This is a genomic window from Peribacillus sp. YIM B13472, assembly GCF_042788005.1.
GTDB lineage: Bacteria > Bacillota > Bacilli > Bacillales > DSM-1321 > Peribacillus > Peribacillus simplex_E.
Map to the genome: position 1 here is coordinate 15,271 of NZ_JBHZPG010000001.1, position 18,125 is coordinate 33,395.

Here is an 18,125-nt window from a genome sequence, read left to right on the forward strand (position 1 = left end):
TGTTTACGCCTCCATTAACAATAATTCTGGGTCGTTCAATAACTTTTTGATATGATTCAATGCATGTTGAGCTGTTGCTCCATCAATCATGCGGTGATCAAAGCTCAGTGATAATGCCAGAACTGGAGCGGCGATAATTTCCCCGTCGCGTACAATTGCTTTTTCGGCAATGCGTCCAATCCCTAGAATGGCAACTTCTGGATGATTGATTACAGGTGTGAACCATTGACCGCCTGCGGAACCGATATTCGTAATGGAGCAAGAAGCACCTTTCATTTCGTTAGGAGCCAATTTGCCGTCACGGGCTTTCGTCGCTAATTCATTAATTTCTTGTGAAATAGCAAAAGTTGATTTACGATCTGCATCTTTTACAACTGGAACGAGCAGTCCTTTGTCTGTGTCTGCCGCAATTCCGATATTGTAATAGTGTTTATGGATAATCTCACTAGCCTCATCATCAAATGATGTGTTAAGCATAGGGAATTCACGCAATGCACTTGTTAACGCTTTAACAACATAAGGTAGGAATGTAAGCTTGATTCCTTTTTGTGCAGCAATTTCCTTGAATTTCTTACGGTGAGCAACCAATAGCGTCACATCTACTTCATCCATTAATGTAACATGCGGAGCTGTCTGTTTGGATTTTACCATAGCTTTTGCGATCGCTTTTCTCATGCCGCTCATTTTTTCGCGAGTTTCAGGATATTGCCCTTCTGGAATTGAAACTTTTTGTTTTTCGGTTGTTTCCGTATCATTCTGTTGTGAAGCTTCACTTTGAGCTGCCGGTTGCTGTGGAGCAGTTTTGCCGTTTTTGAAAGCATCTATGTCTTCTTTCATGATGCGGCCATTATCCCCAGAACCAGAAATCTCACGAATATTTACCCCTTGTTCGCGTGCATATTTCCTAACAGAAGGCATGGCGATGATACGTCGTGAAGGATCTGCCTCAACTTGTGGTTGTGATCCCGCGCCCGTTACATCATTATTTTCTTGAACCGGAGCAGTCTCTTTCTTGACTTCCTGTCCAGCTTCAGCAGTTGCTTGAACCTGGGCCTCCGTATTCTTTTCACCTTCTGCCTTCGCTTCTTCTCCATGATCCCCTTTAAACTGAAGATTTTCATAACCTGGAGCATCGAATGTTACAAGTACATCGCCAACAACGGCAACCGTTCCTTCTTGAACAAGGATTTCTTCAACGGTACCTTCCACCGGTGATGGGATTTCAACAACGGCCTTATCGTTCTGAACCTCGCAAAGCACGTCATCTTCTTGAATCTTATCTCCTGGTTTTACAAACCATTTCACTATTTCACCTTCATGTATACCTTCTCCGATATCAGGGAGTCTAAATTGGAATGCCACTGAGTTCAACCTCCTATATTAAATCATACTTAGTGCTTTGAATAAAGTCCTTTATCTTGCATTACCGTTAATGCGATATTACTTTCCCAAGCAGGACATTCATTCCCATTACTTAAGATTGTTAAAACTTCAAAACTTTAGTCGCCGTTGCAATAATGTCTTTATAATTAGGGAGCCATACAGTTTCAGCTTGTGAAAACGGGAATACCGTATCAGCAGCCGCCACTCGCAGTACTGGAGCATCCAAGCTCAAAATGGCACGTTCGTTAATTTCCGCTACAACATTCGCTGCTATACCAGCTTGTTTTTGTGCTTCTTGAACAACGATAGCGCGTCCAGTTTTTTCTACAGAAGCAATGATTGTATCGATATCCAATGGAGATACAGTCCGTAAGTCGACCACTTCGACGGAATGACCTTCCTTAGCCAATTCCTCAGCTGCCTTGATGGATTCCTGTACCATCGCACCATACGTAATAATGGATAAATCCGTTCCTTCTCTTTTCACATCCGCTTTTCCTAATGGAATTGTATATTCTTCTTCAGGAACTTCCTGACGGAAAGAGCGGTACAATTTCATGTGCTCCAGGAAAATGACAGGGTCATTATCACGAATCGCTGAAATCAATAAGCCTTTTGCATCGTAAGGAGTGGAAGGGATAACTACCTTTAACCCTGGTTGCTGAGCCATTAAACCTTCTAAGCTATCAGCGTGCATTTCCGGAGTGTGCACTCCGCCCCCAAATGGTGAGCGAATTGTAACCGGAGCACTGTAACGTCCGCCTGAACGGTAGCGCATACGAGCAAGCTGACCGCTTACGGAATCCATTACTTCATATATAAACCCGAAGAATTGAATTTCAGGAACAGGACGGAAACCTTGTAAAGAAAGACCGACCGCTAATCCACCGATTCCAGATTCAGCAAGAGGTGTATCGAATACACGATCTTCGCCGAATTCTTTTTGAAGATTTTCCGTTGCACGGAAAACTCCTCCATTAACACCAACATCTTCCCCAAAAACGAGTACATTCTCGTCATTCTTAAGTTCTGTACGTAATGCTTCTGTAATTGCTTGAATCATCGTCAATTGAGCCATGGCTTACTTCGACTCCTTCTCTTTATAAATTTCATATTGTTCTTTTAAGTTATAAGGCATTTCTTCATACATGTTTTCAATCAGGTCTGTAACCTTTTGCTTAGGTTCTGCATCTGCCAATTTGATTGCTTCTTTAATATCGTCTTTTGCTTTTTCTATCGTTTCGTTCTCTAATTCTTCATTCCAAAGTTTTTTGTTTTCCAAGAACTTGCGGAAACGAACCAATGGATCTTTCAGTTCCCACTCGTTATCCATTTCGGAAGTACGGTAACGTGTCGGGTCATCCCCAGCCATCGTATGCGGACCATAACGGTAAGTTAATGTTTCAATCAATGTAGGGCCTTCACCATTAATTGCACGTTCGCGTGCTTCTTTAGTTGCTGTATAAACGGCCAACGCATCCATACCATCAACTTGGATGCCAGGAATACCTGCAGCCACACCCTTTTGGGCTAATGTTTTCGCTGCTGATTGTAAATCAACCGGAGTTGAGATTGCGAAACGGTTATTTTGCACGATGAAGATAGCCGGCGCTTTATATGCACCTGCAAAGTTAATTCCCTCATAGAAGTCACCTTGTGAAGTTCCGCCGTCACCCGTATATGTGATGGCTACAGCTTTTTTTCCGCGTTTCTTCAACCCAAGAGCAACTCCAGCAGCTTGGATATATTGAGCGCCGATAATGATTTGAGGGGAAATTACATTGACGTCTTCAGGAATTTGATTTCCCTTAAAATGTCCCCGTGAGAATAAGAATGCTTGCCAAAGCGGAAGGCCATGCCAAACGATTTGCGGAACATCACGATAACCAGGAAGAATGAAATCTTCTTTTTCCAAAGCATACTGGGATGCGATTTGAGAAGCTTCTTGACCGGCAGTCGGTGCATAGAAACCTAATCTTCCTTGGCGGTTCAGTGATATAGAACGTTGATCCAAGATGCGTGTATAAACCATACGACGCATTAATTCTTGCAATTGTTCATCACTTAAATCAGGCATTGCCGCTTCATTAACGACTTCTCCCTCTTCATTTAAAATTTGAAAAGTTTCAAATTGTTCTTCTACTTTCTTAAGCTGATCCTGAACATTAATTTTAGCTTGTTTAGTTTTTTGAGCCATTTGGCACCTCATCCTTTCATTAAAAAGGTTTGCTATTATTATTCTATAAAGCAAAAATAGTTTGCTTTTTAGTTTCTTCAATCATTCATTCTTTTATTTTTCCCTTAAGACCAATCCTCAAACGTGGATATGCTTAATATGTCTCAATCTTATTCTGTACCATAAAAAAAATCAAGGAAAATGATACAAGAATTTTTATAGATTAAGTTTACAAGATGAATTAACAACAAGTCAATCACTTGGAGTTCCTTATAATTTTGATTTAATAGAATTTCCAATACTCATACTTCTTCTCTGTATTAGTTTTCACTTTACAACTGTACTATTAAATTTCCCCTAATTTTCAATTTAAGGATGACGGAGGATAACATTTAAATCCCCCATCATATCGGATCGATTCCAAAACCGCTTTAATTATAGGCATTTGGGCCTTCGGAATAATCTGCCAAAAAAATATTCAAACGCTTTCATATAAGTCTGCTGTTAGAATTTTGATTATCGTTTTTTTTTAGTACAGGTATGAAAATTCCACATCAAATTGGTTGCACAAAAAAGACCATTCTAGAATTTTTAGTCCCTAAATGAACTGGATTGAACAAAATATGGGCTGTGAGTGAGGATCACAGCCCATCATTATTTATATTATTTTGTTGAATCAGCCATTTCTATGCCGGAACTATCATAAAAACTTTCTTTTTTTTGATTTGATTTTTCCGTTAATGCATTAAATTCCTCATTCGCTTTCAAAACTTTTGTATAAGAGGTATTTATTTTCTCGATTTGCACTTGTAATTCATCCATTTTCAAATCCTCTTTTTTAAAAAGTTCATATAATTCACGATCATAAGCCAGACTTTGTTGATAAGCATCATATAAATTATCGTAGGTGCTATAGCGCTCACTCATGACCTTTTTCATTTCAGTCGCTTCTTTTTTTATCTTTTCATCCTCTATTTTCCCGATTTGTTCATCTATCCGTTTGAATTGTTCTTTTGAGGATTGCATACTGCTTTGTTCCTTTTCAATTATTTTTTCCCTTTGGTCGATATTCTTGGTGGCTTCATCTGAAAGCTCGACGATCTGTTCATAATCATCCAATCCAAGTTTAATGATTTTCTCATATTTTTCTTTTTCTTTTTTCTCCAAATCATTAAGAGGCTCTTGATGCTCGGTGAAATCACTTTCCTTTTCTGCAGTTTTCTCTAGGATTTTGTGGATTCTTTCTTCCGGTGAACCATTAAAACAACCAGTCAAGAACACTAAAGAAAGAAGTAAAATAACATATGGACCAAAACGATTCAACATAGACAGCTCCTTTTGATAGTACTTCGAAGATTCATATTTCTCTTAATTCCATTATAAGCCGCAGACACGTTACAATCTTATTCCGAACAGGTTTTTTTCATTACTGGGCGCTAGCCTACACCCTTTAAACCATACTGCATAGGCTGTAGGGACCGTTTCAAATCAGAGAGGTCAGCATTTTAATAATACAAAAAACGGAGGTATGAAATTATGTATGGAGGTTACAACCAGGATTGTTGTTATCCGGTTTCCGTTGCACCCAGCTATGGTTATGGTGATGGTGGAGGCTGCGGCTTTGGAAGCGGCTTCGCTCTAATCATTGTCCTGTTCATTCTGTTAATCATTGTCGGCGCGTGCTTATGCTAAGCAGATAATTACTATTACATTTACCCGAAAATGTTAACTATTTACCCTAATTCACAAAAAATGATTTATTTTTTTAAATAGACCTCAACACGCAAATAATATAATGGCTGGGATAGGAATTAATGACTTGATTCCATCCCTTCCATTTTTCTTTCATTAGCATCCATTAACTTTCAGTATTTTTTTTGTTAAAATAATCCTATACATATTATAAGAATTTTTATGGGGTGAAAGATTATGCTTACCATGGATGATTTTGTTAATGAAGACGATCCAATCTTAAGGCAAGTCGCGGTAGAGGTTCCGCTTCCGGCATCAAATGAAGATAAGCAACTTTTAGCCAGCATGATGGAATATGTCCAAAATAGCCAGAAGCCCGATATTGCTGCACTATACGGGTTAAGGGCAGGAATTGGCTTGGCCGCACCACAGGTGAATGTTTCAAAAAGGATAATCGCGGTTCATTTGAAAGAAAAAGATGGACAACTGTATAGCTATGCACTTTTTAACCCTAAACTCATCAGCCATTCAGTGGAAAAAGCATATTTGACATCCGGAGAAGGCTGCCTTTCCGTAAATCGTCCCGTTTCCGGCTATGTGCCCCGTTATGCTCGAATAACGGTTGTGGGTACGGACCTGGAAGGAAAATCGGTTCAACTCCGCCTGAAAGGCATCGCAGCCATTTGCTTTCAACATGAAATCGACCACCTTAATGGAATCATGTTTTATGATCATATCAATCCGGATGACCCTTATGCCATCATGGAAAATTCAATTGCGGTGGAAAGGTAACGTAATAAGCAAAACCCCCGTCTGTTGGTTGACGGGGGTTTTGTTTTTTATATCAGTTCAAGTTCCTTCAAACCAAAAAGTATGCCATCATCATCGACATCCTTCGTTACAAAGTCGGCCTCTTGCTTAACAAGTTGACCGGCATTCCCCATTGCCACGCCATATCCCGCTACTTTTAACATCTCTATATCATTTAAGCCATCTCCAAAGGCGTAAACATCCTCCAGGCCAAACCCAACTTTTTCCATTAATATTTTAATGCCCTCAGCTTTTGAACCCCCGAATGGAAGTACATCCGTTGAATGCTCATGCCATCTAATGAAGTGAAAGTCATCATATTTCCCAACAAAGTTCCCTTCTTCATCTTCCGAACAGAATAATAAGGCTTGGTATATATCATGGTCCTCATAAAAATCTGCCTCATGTTCAGGGTGGGGAAACTTCAGGCTGCTTAATGCTTCTTCGATTCTGCTATGATGTGGAACACTCGATTTCATTGTCTCCTCATTCATGAAAACGATCGGTATTTCATTTTTTTCAGCATGTTCGTGGAGCCGTTTTATCTCAGGTATGCTCAGAGGGTTTTTATAAACGACTTTCCCTTCAAAAACAACGTACTGTCCATTGAAACTTACGAATGTATCGATGCCAAGCTCTTCCCTTAAAGATTCGAACATGAACGGAGCCCTTCCTGTGGCAATCGCTACAAAAACCCCGCTATCCTGCAGTTGCTTAATGGCTTTTTTTGTTGAAGCAGGTAACTTTTTTTCATGATCAAGCAATGTTCCGTCAATATCAAAGAATACGATTTTCACTTACGATTCACTTCCAATTCATTCATTTTTTCCTTTTTTAATATGTACCCATTTAATAATTGTCATCAAGATAAGTCAAGTAACACTACCGGATTCCTCTCAATTCACGTTTTTTATTCATGAATTGGTATATACTATTTTTAATAGAAACAACTCAGGCTTTCTTAGATACTTCTCCCATCCTTCTTGCCTCCAAAATCCCAGTTGCTTGTTTGAATGAGCCTTTTTTTTCAAAAATGGGCCAAGTACCTGTAAAGACGTATTTACATTATTGAATAATCCTATACAATAATAATTAAGGGAGCGTGATCGCCATGTTAAAAAAGCTTCGTAAAAAGCTTGTTAAACAGTGGAATGATCTTTTAAGAAAAAAATCTATCGCATGATTTGCCACTCATACCTGCCTTGGCCGTCATCCATATGCGAATTTTTTTCGGACAGCCCTTCAAAAACTTGCGGAGGGCTTCTTCCTTGTTGTAAAGTTCTTGTTAAGCATTCTTTCTATCTTGGCTTTTATTTGGTCAGGTGAATACATATTTCAATAAAGATATGAGTCGTTGTGTTTTCATGAAACGCTGTACACAGTCGTACTGTATTAATTTAGAAAGAAATCGTTTACGAAAAAAGATCCCATGATTTAAGTTTTACACATGGCAAAAACGGATAGGATATAAGATAGAGGAAGACACAATTGGATTGATACCAGAATCGGCCATCTATTTTTTTATATACTTTTAGACATTGGTATATTTAATTCATCAAACCCCTTCCGTTTTTATGGCGGAGCTGGGTTTATTTTTACATGATGTTGAAAAACATGAAAAAATTGTTGTTTTTATATATAATGAAAAAAGCAATGCAAACAAGTGAGGAGAGATTAAAATGGTTTTTAAGGTATACTATCAAGTAACCATATCAGAGGTTCCCATCAGGGAGAATACTAAAACAATGTTTGTCGAAGGTGAATCCGTTCGTGACGTTCGTTTAAAATTAAAAAAAGAACCTTATAACGTAGAAATCGTATTACCCGTAACCGGAGCATATTTAGAATATGAAAAACAAAATGAAGATTATAAAGTATTGGAGCTATAACTTATGAAATTTGTAAAAAACGATCAAACAGCTGTATTCGCCCTGGGCGGTTTAGGCGAAATCGGTAAGAACACATATGCTGTTCAGTTTCAAGATGAAATCATCATCATTGATGCTGGAATTAAATTTCCTGAAGATGAGCTTCTCGGTATTGACTATGTGATTCCAGATTACAGCTATTTAGAGAAAAATGTAGATAAAATTAAAGGCGTTTTCATTACCCATGGCCATGAAGACCATATTGGCGGGATTCCTTATTTACTTAGAAAAGTGAATGTCCCTGTGTACGGCGGGAAACTGGCACTTGGACTGCTTCGTAATAAATTGGAAGAACACGGCCTTTTACGTCAGACAACCATGATTGAAATCAGTGAAGATGAAGTGATCAAGTTCCGGAAAACGTCCGTTTCATTCTTCCGCACAACTCACAGTATCCCTGACTCTTATGGAATCGTTGTAAAAACACCTCCTGGACAAATTGTCCATACTGGTGATTTTAAATTCGACTTCACACCAGTGGGCGAGCCTGCAAACCTGACCAAGATGGCTGAAATCGGTAAAGAAGGTGTATTGTGCTTACTCTCGGATAGCACAAATAGTGAAGTGCAGAACTTTACTATGTCCGAAAGCCGTGTCGGCGATACCATTCAAGACATTTTCCGTAAGGTTGACGGCCGGATTATTTTTGCCACGTTTGCATCAAACATCCATCGCCTTCAGCAAGTTGTTGAAGCAGCCGTGGCTAACGGCCGTAAAATAGCCGTTTTTGGCCGAAGCATGGATTCAGCCATATCAATTGGACAAGATCTTGGTTATATCGTAGCGCCTAAAGATACATTTATTGATGTACAGCAATTGAATCGTATGCCTGCAAATAAAGTAACCATCCTTTGTACAGGCAGTCAAGGTGAACCAATGGCAGCCCTGTCGCGCATAGCGAATGGCACTCACCGTCAGATTCAAATCATTCCTGGTGATACTGTAGTATTTTCATCTTCACCTATCCCAGGTAACACAATCAGTGTTTCCAGAACGATCAATCAATTATATCGTGCAGGAGCAGACGTCATTTCAGGTCCTTTGAATGACATTCATACATCAGGACATGGCGGACAGCAGGAACAAAAGCTGATGCTTCGTTTGATAAAACCAAAATTCTTCATGCCAATCCATGGTGAATACCGTATGCAAAAACTACATGCCCGCCATGCAGTCGATTGCGGAGTTCCGGAAGAAAATTGCTTTATCATGGATAATGGGGAAGTTCTTTCCTTAAGTGAAAACACAGCTCAAATCGCTGGTAAAATCCCTTCAGGTTCGGTTTATATCGACGGAAGCGGCATCGGGGATATCGGTAATATCGTTCTCCGTGATCGCCGAATCCTTTCCGAGGAAGGTCTTGTCGTGGTCGTTGTCAGCATCAATATGAAGGAATTCAAAATTGCATCCGGACCTGACATCATCTCACGAGGATTTGTTTATATGAGAGAATCAGGAGACCTTATCAGCGATGCTCAATCCTTGATAACTAAGCATTTGAATAAGGTGATGGATCGCAAAACTACACAATGGTCTGAAATTAAAAATGAAATTACAGACACTTTATCTCCATTCCTATATGAAAAAACTAAACGCCGTCCAATGATCCTGCCGATCATCATGGAAGTTCAATAAATAATAGAAGCCCAGCCATTGATGGCTGGGCTTTTTTGTGGATAAAAAGTGCGCGCTGCCCGCAATTGAGCAAGCCATGCTTATTCCACAATCTTTTTTTCAAAGCGATTGATGTCAGAATCCGCGCCGATGACGATCAATATATCACCTTTATGAATTAAATCGCTCGCCTGTGGGGAGACATTTATTTCGTTCCCTCTTTTGATCGCGACTATATTCAGCCCATAATGAGCACGGATATCAAGGTCAAATATCGAGTTTCCATTCATCTTTTGGCTTGCAACAATTTCGACGATGGAGTGTTCATCAGAAAGCTCCAGATAATCGAGAATATTATTGGAGACGATATTATGGGCGATCCTTCTCCCCATATCTCGTTCGGGGTGCACGACATAGTCGGCCCCGATTTTACGAAGAACCTTCTCATGATAATCATTTTGCGCTTTAACCGTAACATTCCCGACACCCAATTCCTTAAGCATGAGAGTCGTCAATATACTAGCTTGAATATTCTCGCCAATCGCTACAATGACGTGATCAAAATTCCGAATCCCTATGTTTCTCAGTACATTTTCATCTGTCGTATCCCCTACTATGGCATGTGAAGCTATTCTGGCAAATTCATTCACTCGATCTTCGTCAGCATCGATAGCCAGAACCCCTAATCCTTCTTCAGCTAATGTCTTGACTATGCTGCCGCCAAAACGACCAAGTCCAATCACCGCAAATTCTTTTTTCACAATAAGCCCTCCAACGTCATTCGTTCTCTCTTTAGAGCATGTTCTGTACTGAAAAGCATTTTTTACGCTTCGCTTCCTTTAAACGTTATATAGTCCGTTAAGTGATTGATCGCGAGTTCAATTGCAGTTTCATCCGGACTTAACTTTGCGTGGTGCAATCCGTAATCCGATGAAACCCCCAGCCAGAACATGAACCCTGGAATCTCCTTTAACATATAACCAAAATCTTCACCAGTCATCGCTTCCGTACAGCGATGCAAATGAACAGCAGTTGACTTCTCTGTAAATTCCATGAATTCCCGGGTCAACCGTTCTTCATTATACACCTGGTGATACATTGCGCCATAGTCGATTTCTGCCAAGCACTCATATCCCACTTGCATGCCATCAACAAGCGCTTTTATTCTTGACTTGACCTTTACCATTGATTCAGGGTTAAGGGTCCGTATTGTGCCTTCTAAACGCGCTGTCTCCGCAATAATATTTTGTACGGTGCCACCAGTAATCTTCCCAACTGTAATGACAGCTGAATCAAGTGGATTGACATTCCTGGAAACGATTGTTTGCAGCTGCCCAACAAGCGAACAGGCCGCAATGACCATGTCATTTGTTTCATGCGGATAGGCTGCATGCCCTCCTTTCCCCCTCAAATCGATGAATAATTCAGATGTATTGGCAAATAGAAGCCCTTCTTTAACCGCAATCGTCCCAACTGGATACTCTGGAGCAATATGTAAAGCAAGAATCATATCCGGCTTCCATTTTTTCATCGTTTCCGATTTAAGCATTGGTTCAGCTCCGCCAGGACCCTCTTCTGCAGGCTGGAAGATGAATAGCAAGTCATCATCGATCGGATTTTCGGTGAAATATGTCAATAATCCCAAACCTATGCTCATATGAAAATCATGACCGCAGGCATGCATATAATCCTCGTGGGTGGATGTGAACGGCAATCCGGTTTCCTCTTTTATCGGCAGACCGTCAATATCAGCCCGGTAGCCAATTGTTTTTCGCGGGTTCATTCCCTTCACTTTCACGAATATCCCAGTCCGCCAAGTTTCTATTTCCATTCGCTCCTGGGCCAGTTTCGTTATGTAATTCAGCAGGTATTGCTGCGTCTTGAATTCTTTGAATCCTATCTCCGGTATTTGATGCAAATCACGCCGGATTTCGGCAAAAGGATTTATTTTCACATTATTTCCTCCTATACAGAAAGCGTGGATATATTTATCCACGCTTCAGGCAATATTCAATAAAGAAATTAAAGTTGACGAAGTTCTTGCATGATTTCTGTTTTTGATTTTGTTTTTTCGTCAATTTGTTTAATGACCCTCGCCGGGATACCAGCAGCCACGGAGTAAGGAGGAACGTCTTTCGTTACAACTGCACCAGCCGCCACAACTGAACCTTGACCGATTTTCACACCTTCTAGTACGACCGCATTGGCACCGATTAAAACATCATCTTCCAAAATGACCGGTTGTGCGGAAGGCGGCTCGATGACACCTGCTAAAACGGCACCTGCACCTACGTGACAGTTTTTACCCACTGTTGCACGTCCGCCCAGTATTGCGTTCATGTCGATCATTGTGCCTTCACCGATGACAGAACCAATATTGATTGATGCACCCATCATGATGACTGCGTTGTCTCCAATGGATACTTGGTCACGGATTATTGCGCCAGGCTCGATACGGGCTTTGATGCCTTTTAGGTCCAATAAAGGAATGGCAGAGTTACGGCGATCATTTTCAACTACATAATCCTCGATTTTTGTTCCTGCTGCCTTGATTGCTTCTTCGACTTCAGACCACTCACCGAATACAACACCTGTATTTCCTGTTATGAAAGTTTTAGAAGCTGGACCAAAATCCATGCCTTCTAAATCGCCTTTGACATATACCTTTACAGGTGTAGATTTTTTACTATTTGAGATAAAAGAAATAATTTCGTTCGCATCCATTTTATTCATTCCGGGTAAACCTCCTAAATATGTATCATTACTCGTTTTAAATTTACCAGACAACTGCCGGCAAGACAAGTTGAATGTCACTCTTATATATTATTCTCCCCTATTGACATTTTCGTCAGCGGACCTATAACATTCCTTGGTCGCGAATATGCTCTTTCACCACTTCCGTGAATGCTTGCACTTGCTTTAACTGGAAGGCAGATTCATAACCGCAAAGCCATGTATCTCGTTCGATTGAGTGGTTATGCCCATCCAATAGAGGGATTTTAAAAACATTCGTATCTTTATCATGTAAAGTGATGGCTGGCAGGATTGCATATCCTATACCATTGAACACCATTTGTTTGCATGTTTCGATTTGGTCCACAACAATGGTGTTTTTTGGTGTCGTTTTAAATTGCCGGTGCCACCAGTCCTGGATTTCCTGATAATAATTCGAATCGCTTTTAAACTGAATGAATGGCCGGTCCGTTTCGAACACCTGATTCAGTTCCTTCATTTCAGTATCCACCAAATAAAGCATATCCGTAAATAAATGCTGTTTTACCCCTTTCCAATCCGGGGCTCCCCTTATGATGCCAATATGCACTTGCCCTTCATACAAAGACTTTAAAATCTCACTGCTCCAGCCAGTGATTAAGGAAATTTTGGCATACGGATATTTTTGAACGAACTTTTTCAATACTTGCGGCAGCCAATTTTGACCGACAATCGAAGCACAGGCTATTTTCAAAGTCCCATATACTTCATGGTCCATAGCTTGAATACTTTCCCTGACCTTTTCTTCTTTTTCGATAACCTCATTGGCCAAACGAATTACCGCTTCACCTGCAGGCGTCAGTGACAGCCCTTTTTGTGAACGCAGAAACAGTTTCGAGCCCCAATCCTTTTCTATAGATTGTAAACGCTGTGATAAAGCCGGCTGGGAAACGAACAACCGCTCAGCTGCTTTCCTCATATTCATTTCCTGAGCAAGCACGGATAATAAATGAAATTCTGAAAATGACATACACACCAACCTCTTGATAATTAATTCTTATCATGATGATTTAATTTATTTAAATTTCATTATCAACAAAGTCAGCTTATAATACAAGAGAAAAGAAACAGGGTGAATATCCTTTGACGATCATTTTACTGCTTGTCATCAGTTTTGCAGCATCCTTTGTCGGCACATTGGCTGGGAGCGGCGGCCTTATCGGAATGCCATCCCCTCTGTTGATAGGTTTACCCAAACACCAGGTTATTGGTTCAGTCAAGTTTTCCACTATGTGTTCTTCTTTTTCTAGCTTTTATATTTTATACAAGAAAAAACAGCTAAAATTGAAGGATGCCCTCTAGTTAATCCCGTTCGCCCTTCTCGGTGGCTTATGTGGTGGTCTGCTTGCTAATTCATTCTCTGAGAAGGCAATGAATTTGTTAGCCATCTGTCTATTGACAGTCGCTTTAATCATGAATTTCATAAAAAACCGAAACCTTCCGATGAACCCGATTGGCATCTCCCAAAAAGTTTATCCATCCCTATTCGGAATCAGTGTCTATGACGGAATATTCGGACCCGGACAGGCAACCATGCTCATGTATACCTTTTTAAGAAATCGTACCACCTACCTTCAATCCCCAGCCTTTATTAGATACCAAACCTTCATTAGCTATTTCATTGCTGGTAACATTGCATGGGGGATTCCCATTTATTACACGATCGGTTCCCTAATCGGATCACAGCCAGCCTTGCGTGTGGCGCAAAAAAATCTCCACTCGACAATTGAAATTCATTTTACATTCGGTCACGATCGCATTGTTGATTCAATTGGTCATCAGAGTCGTTCCTTAAATACAAAGGCAAACTCCATTTAAAGAGTCTGCCTTTTTTCCCTATTCCTTCTTATTCTTTCTTAGTGTTGTAAGTAACAGGAAGCTGATTACAGAGAAGACTAGAACAATGAGATAAATCGTCTGTAAAGACAATGTAAGTCCTTCCTGTAAAACATTTACCACATTTTCTGGAAGCGACATGCGTTCTTCACTGTTCAACAGTTTATTTGCCGTATCTATCGTCACTCCCGAGCCAGCTGGCGCATGCTCGTTCAAGTAGGCTTGAAGCCTCATATTCATGATTCCTCCAAGTAATGCAGCACCTACAGTATTTCCTAAATTACGCATGAACATATTGGAAGCTGTCGCAATGCCCCTTCGTTCCCAGCTGACGGTTTTTTGAATGACGACAATGAATGAGGTAGAAGTCAAGCCCATGCCTACACCGACAAAGAAGGATCCCATCGCAGCAATAAGGGGCCCAGCTTCCGGCTTCATCCACACTAGGATCAAGCTCCCAAGGATCAATGAACACCCTCCAAGGAGGGAGGTTGATTTGAATCCTATTCTCATCAATAACCTGCCAGAGACCATTGATGCGATCGGCCAGCCAATTGACATGGCTGTCAATGTAAAACCAGCTACCGTAGGCGAGCGTTCCATCACACCCTGAACGAATGTCGGGAGGAAACTTGATAATCCGATCATCATCACCCCTGTCGTCAGGGATACAAGATTGGCAATCAGAATGGAACGCTCCTGCCAAATTTCAAATGGCATCATCGGTTCGGCCGCTTTCTTTTCCTGAAGAATGAATAAGATGAAGGTGATGATGGCCACTAATGCCAAGGAAATGACTGGAGCTGAAGCCCATGACCATTTCACTCCTCCTTCTACGAGTATCACCATGAGAGTGGATATGGATAACGTCAATAGCGTTGCACCTAGGTAATCGATATCACGTTTTTTCTTTTCGATATTTTCATGAAGGAAAAACCAAATACCAATAAAAGATAATAAGCCCAAAGGGATATTTACCCAGAAGACAAGCTTCCAAGTCAGGGATTCAACGAGCAAGCCGCCCAAAGCTGGCCCCATGACAGCTGAAATGCCCCACACGCTCGATAGATACCCTTGAACGCGTGCCCTCTCTTCATTTTTATAAATATCGCCAACAATTGTCGAAGCTACAGGAGCTACTGCCCCCGCCCCAAAACCTTGTATAAAGCGATATATGATGAGTTCCGTCATAGAATCTGCAAAGCCGCAAAGAAGGGAGCCAATTAAAAAGACAATGATTCCAAATAATAAAACGGGTTTTCTCCCGAGAATATCCGATAGCTTTCCGTATATCAAGACTGTTACCGCATTCATTAGCAAATAACCTGAAAACACCCAGCTGTAAAGTGAAAAACCGCCTAAATCACTTACAATGGCTGGCATTGCCGTCGAAACGATTGTTCCTTCAATAGCATTCATAAACATAGCCAACATGATGGCAGCTAATATGAAGGGACGTTTCAATTCTTTATTCTGCACCTTAGCACTATTCACTTCTTGGCCCAATTTCAGCATCCTCCCCTAATAGACCTTAACTGTTTATAGACTTTACCACTAGCTGGATCAAATATGTAAAAACAAGAAAACTCGCCAACTGGCGAGTTTTGAGGTTAACCATCATTTTAAGCCTTACTTATTTATCGGGTGTATTTTGTTTAAATACCTTTTTCAGGATTGCTCTTCTCGTTAAGATACCTTCAAATACATGTTCGTCATTCTCCACACAGACAAAAGGATGATCAATCAACAATTCCACACCCTTGGTCAATGTATCTTCAATATGCAGGCGAGGTATTTCTATATTCATTATTTCGGAAACTTTTTTATTCTCAAGATTATCAAATTCAATTCGTTCCAGTCCCAAGATTGAATCAAGAATGACTGGTGTGCTAATTAAACCATGCAGTTTATACATCGGATCTAACACAGGAATGGCCGTATAACCGCTCTTTGTCAATACCAATAGTGCATGTTCTAAATTATTGGTTACCTGCACGTGGGCCACGCGTTCAGAAGAAATCATTAAGTCTTTAACGCTGGATTCCAATAAATCCCCATCATGAGTACCGATCATGTTAAAACCCCTTACCATATGTTTTTATTTATATACAGCTCTTTCTATAGTTTAACATATGTAAGCAGAAAAGGCTCATTCCTAGACCAATAAAATCCCAAACGGTGGGATTTCCGCAAGAGATCTTTAACCTTTACTAGTTTTGATGTTAACCTGTTTAAAACCGCATTCCGGGCATTGATAAATCACATTTTGGTTGGATTGTGCCGTCAATACATTTTCCATTTCTCTTTCCTCACCGCATGCTGGGCATATTACCATTGGATTTTTCATTTTACATCCCTCCAATTAATAAGATGTGTAAATTTCACTGCTTCATTCACAATAAAAAAGCCGCTTCCAAAGGAGGGCGGCTTTTCGTGATTTTTTTAAGATTGAAGAAGATCAAAGATTTCAATGGTAATCATATCAATATTATCGAATTGATATTTGGATGATTTCCCTTTATCACTGTATACTTCAAGCTCGAACATTTCTGTTTTGCTGAAATATGTAACCTGGCACTTTTTCACACCATCTATTTCAAAAAAACGTTGAGCAGATTCAGATTCCTTCGCTTGCTCTTGAAGACTTTTCAATCTGGTAAGGATGCCCTGTAATTGAGACATACTCCCTCTCCTTTCTGAATAAAACCTTTCGATAGGTTTCACTATACCACACTTTTCTATCCAGTAGCCACGCTGAAATAAATTCAGAATAATTTAAAACTTCATTCTTTACATGGCACTATTAACAGAATAAAATAAGGAATGGATTTTGTACATGAAAAATTTTTTGGGGGTAGATTCTGATGCAAAACATTAGTGAACTTGGTTATCGCATTTCATTGATTGATGGTCTTGATTTGGATAGAAGAAATCGTACAGGTACATATGTAATTGCCGATGAAGACATCACATTAGTCGAAACTTCCGCCAGCCCGTCCATCCCCCACTTAATGAAGGGGCTCGAACATTTGGGAATCGCCCCCGAAGATATTACATATATCATTCTTACCCATATTCATTTGGACCATGCAGGTGGAGCTGGACTTTTTTTACAGCATTGCCCGAACGCCAAAGTGATCGTCCATCCAAAAGGTGCACGTCATCTAGAAGATCCAACACGTTTGATTGCTGGGGCTAAAGCAGTCTATGGTGAAGAATTCAACAAGCTTTTCGATCCTATTTTACCTATTCCATTTGAAAGAATGCTGATTAAACATGATCGGGAATCCCTGCAAACAAATGATAATTCAAAGTTGACCTTTTATGACACTCCCGGACATGCAAACCATCATTTAAGCATATTCGATTCGGTTTCGAAAGGGATGTTTTCAGGTGACACAGTAGGCATCTATTATCGTGAACTCGATGAAGAAGGTCTGGAATTTTACTTACCTTCCACATCGCCAAACCAATTTAACCCCGAAGCGATGCTTGCAGCAGCGGAATTGTATGAAAGCATCGGCGTCGAACGTATATATTTTGGCCATTATGGGGTTTCCGAAAACCCTAAGGAAGTATATAAACAACTTCATTACTGGCTGCCTAAATTTGTTGCGATTGCAAAATCAGCATACAGGGAATATGCGAGCTTTGAGGAACGAGTGACAGCGACCAGTAAAAATATTTTCACGGAAGTCGCCTTTCATTTAGGCGAAAAAGGAATCACCACAGATCATCCTGTTTTTGAAATCATCGCCATGGACCTGAATGTTTGTTCCATGGGATTGATAGACTATCTAGTTAAACAGGAAAAAGGTAAGTAGAACGGGTACTTGGGGTGTTTTCCTATTCAAATGTCCGGGCATCCTCTATAATGAAAAAATAAACCTTACCTAAAGAATACATGGAGGATT

The 18,125-nt window shown here is 40.3% G+C and carries 18 protein-coding genes and 1 pseudogene; 6 read left to right on the forward strand and 13 right to left on the reverse strand.

Going from position 1 to position 18,125, the window contains the following annotated elements; genetic code table 11:
- Positions 1-3: 3 nt before the first annotated feature.
- The 4 genes from ACFX4I_RS00085 to ACFX4I_RS00100 form a co-directional block, all read right to left on the reverse strand.
- Positions 4-1,362 (reverse strand): dihydrolipoamide acetyltransferase family protein, encoded by a 1,359-nt coding sequence (locus tag ACFX4I_RS00085; RefSeq protein WP_377418232.1) that lies wholly within the window; start codon positions 1,360-1,362, stop codon positions 4-6.
- A 121-nt stretch (positions 1,363-1,483) separates the two neighbouring features.
- On the reverse strand, positions 1,484-2,461 hold the full coding sequence (locus tag ACFX4I_RS00090) for an alpha-ketoacid dehydrogenase subunit beta (protein WP_230302767.1): 978 nt from the start codon (positions 2,459-2,461) through the stop codon (positions 1,484-1,486).
- 3 nt (positions 2,462-2,464) lie between these two features.
- A complete protein-coding gene (gene pdhA / locus ACFX4I_RS00095) occupies positions 2,465-3,580 on the reverse strand; it encodes a pyruvate dehydrogenase (acetyl-transferring) E1 component subunit alpha (protein WP_230302768.1) in 1,116 nt (371 codons plus the stop codon).
- Between the two features lie 642 nt (positions 3,581-4,222).
- Positions 4,223-4,885, reverse strand: coding sequence for a YkyA family protein (locus ACFX4I_RS00100; RefSeq protein ID WP_230302769.1), 663 nt, complete (start codon positions 4,883-4,885; stop codon positions 4,223-4,225).
- Between the two features lie 210 nt (positions 4,886-5,095).
- Between ACFX4I_RS00100 and ACFX4I_RS00105 the strand changes: the two genes are divergently transcribed.
- Positions 5,096-5,251, forward strand: a complete 156-nt coding sequence (locus ACFX4I_RS00105) for a YjcZ family sporulation protein (protein ID WP_230302770.1) — start codon at positions 5,096-5,098, stop codon at positions 5,249-5,251.
- Between the two features lie 237 nt (positions 5,252-5,488).
- Positions 5,489-6,043: a peptide deformylase gene (gene def / locus ACFX4I_RS00110; protein WP_377418237.1), complete on the forward strand. Its 555-nt coding sequence runs from the start codon at positions 5,489-5,491 to the stop codon at positions 6,041-6,043.
- A 47-nt stretch (positions 6,044-6,090) separates the two neighbouring features.
- Here def and ACFX4I_RS00115 read toward each other — a convergent pair whose 3' ends face one another.
- Complete coding sequence (locus ACFX4I_RS00115) at positions 6,091-6,858, reverse strand: Cof-type HAD-IIB family hydrolase (protein ID WP_230302772.1); 768 nt, start codon at positions 6,856-6,858, stop codon at positions 6,091-6,093.
- Between the two features lie 882 nt (positions 6,859-7,740).
- Here ACFX4I_RS00115 and ACFX4I_RS00120 point away from each other — a divergent pair.
- Both ACFX4I_RS00120 and rnjA read left to right on the forward strand, forming a co-directional pair.
- Positions 7,741-7,950, forward strand: coding sequence for a DNA-dependent RNA polymerase subunit epsilon (locus ACFX4I_RS00120; RefSeq protein ID WP_034314070.1), 210 nt, complete (start codon positions 7,741-7,743; stop codon positions 7,948-7,950).
- Positions 7,951-7,953: 3 nt separating this feature from the next.
- Entirely contained in the window at positions 7,954-9,624 is a 1,671-nt protein-coding gene (gene rnjA, locus ACFX4I_RS00125; RefSeq protein WP_034314071.1) for a ribonuclease J1, read from the forward strand.
- 80 nt (positions 9,625-9,704) lie between these two features.
- Here rnjA and ACFX4I_RS00130 read toward each other — a convergent pair whose 3' ends face one another.
- The 4 genes from ACFX4I_RS00130 to ACFX4I_RS00145 form a co-directional block, all read right to left on the reverse strand.
- Entirely contained in the window at positions 9,705-10,364 is a 660-nt protein-coding gene (locus ACFX4I_RS00130; RefSeq protein WP_230302773.1) for a potassium channel family protein, read from the reverse strand.
- A gap of 62 nt (positions 10,365-10,426) precedes the next feature.
- A complete protein-coding gene (locus ACFX4I_RS00135) occupies positions 10,427-11,551 on the reverse strand; it encodes an N-acetyldiaminopimelate deacetylase (protein ID WP_377418714.1) in 1,125 nt (374 codons plus the stop codon).
- 74 nt (positions 11,552-11,625) lie between these two features.
- Complete coding sequence (gene dapD / locus ACFX4I_RS00140) at positions 11,626-12,336, reverse strand: 2,3,4,5-tetrahydropyridine-2,6-dicarboxylate N-acetyltransferase (protein WP_141992439.1); 711 nt, start codon at positions 12,334-12,336, stop codon at positions 11,626-11,628.
- A gap of 124 nt (positions 12,337-12,460) precedes the next feature.
- Positions 12,461-13,345, reverse strand: coding sequence for a transcriptional regulator CcpC (locus ACFX4I_RS00145; RefSeq protein WP_063231999.1), 885 nt, complete (start codon positions 13,343-13,345; stop codon positions 12,461-12,463).
- Between the two features lie 113 nt (positions 13,346-13,458).
- On the opposite strand from ACFX4I_RS00145, the pseudogene ACFX4I_RS00150 reads away from it, so the two are divergent.
- Positions 13,459-14,193, forward strand: a pseudogene (locus ACFX4I_RS00150) (sulfite exporter TauE/SafE family protein).
- Positions 14,194-14,211: 18 nt separating this feature from the next.
- On the opposite strand, the gene ACFX4I_RS00155 reads toward ACFX4I_RS00150, so the two are convergent.
- From ACFX4I_RS00155 to ACFX4I_RS00170, 4 genes are all read right to left on the reverse strand, one after another.
- Positions 14,212-15,726 (reverse strand): MDR family MFS transporter, encoded by a 1,515-nt coding sequence (locus tag ACFX4I_RS00155; protein WP_377418241.1) that lies wholly within the window; start codon positions 15,724-15,726, stop codon positions 14,212-14,214.
- A gap of 118 nt (positions 15,727-15,844) precedes the next feature.
- The gene (cbpB, locus tag ACFX4I_RS00160; RefSeq protein WP_063232001.1) at positions 15,845-16,285 is read right to left on the reverse strand and encodes a cyclic-di-AMP-binding protein CbpB; all 441 of its coding nucleotides are present in this window, start codon (positions 16,283-16,285) and stop codon (positions 15,845-15,847) included.
- Between the two features lie 126 nt (positions 16,286-16,411).
- A complete protein-coding gene (locus ACFX4I_RS00165) occupies positions 16,412-16,558 on the reverse strand; it encodes a hypothetical protein (protein ID WP_202190634.1) in 147 nt (48 codons plus the stop codon).
- 95 nt (positions 16,559-16,653) lie between these two features.
- Positions 16,654-16,893, reverse strand: coding sequence for a YkuJ family protein (locus tag ACFX4I_RS00170; RefSeq protein ID WP_034314086.1), 240 nt, complete (start codon positions 16,891-16,893; stop codon positions 16,654-16,656).
- A 182-nt stretch (positions 16,894-17,075) separates the two neighbouring features.
- On the opposite strand from ACFX4I_RS00170, the gene ACFX4I_RS00175 reads away from it, so the two are divergent.
- A complete protein-coding gene (locus tag ACFX4I_RS00175) occupies positions 17,076-18,035 on the forward strand; it encodes an MBL fold metallo-hydrolase (protein ID WP_377418245.1) in 960 nt (319 codons plus the stop codon).
- The last annotated feature ends 90 nt before the right edge of the window (positions 18,036-18,125 follow it).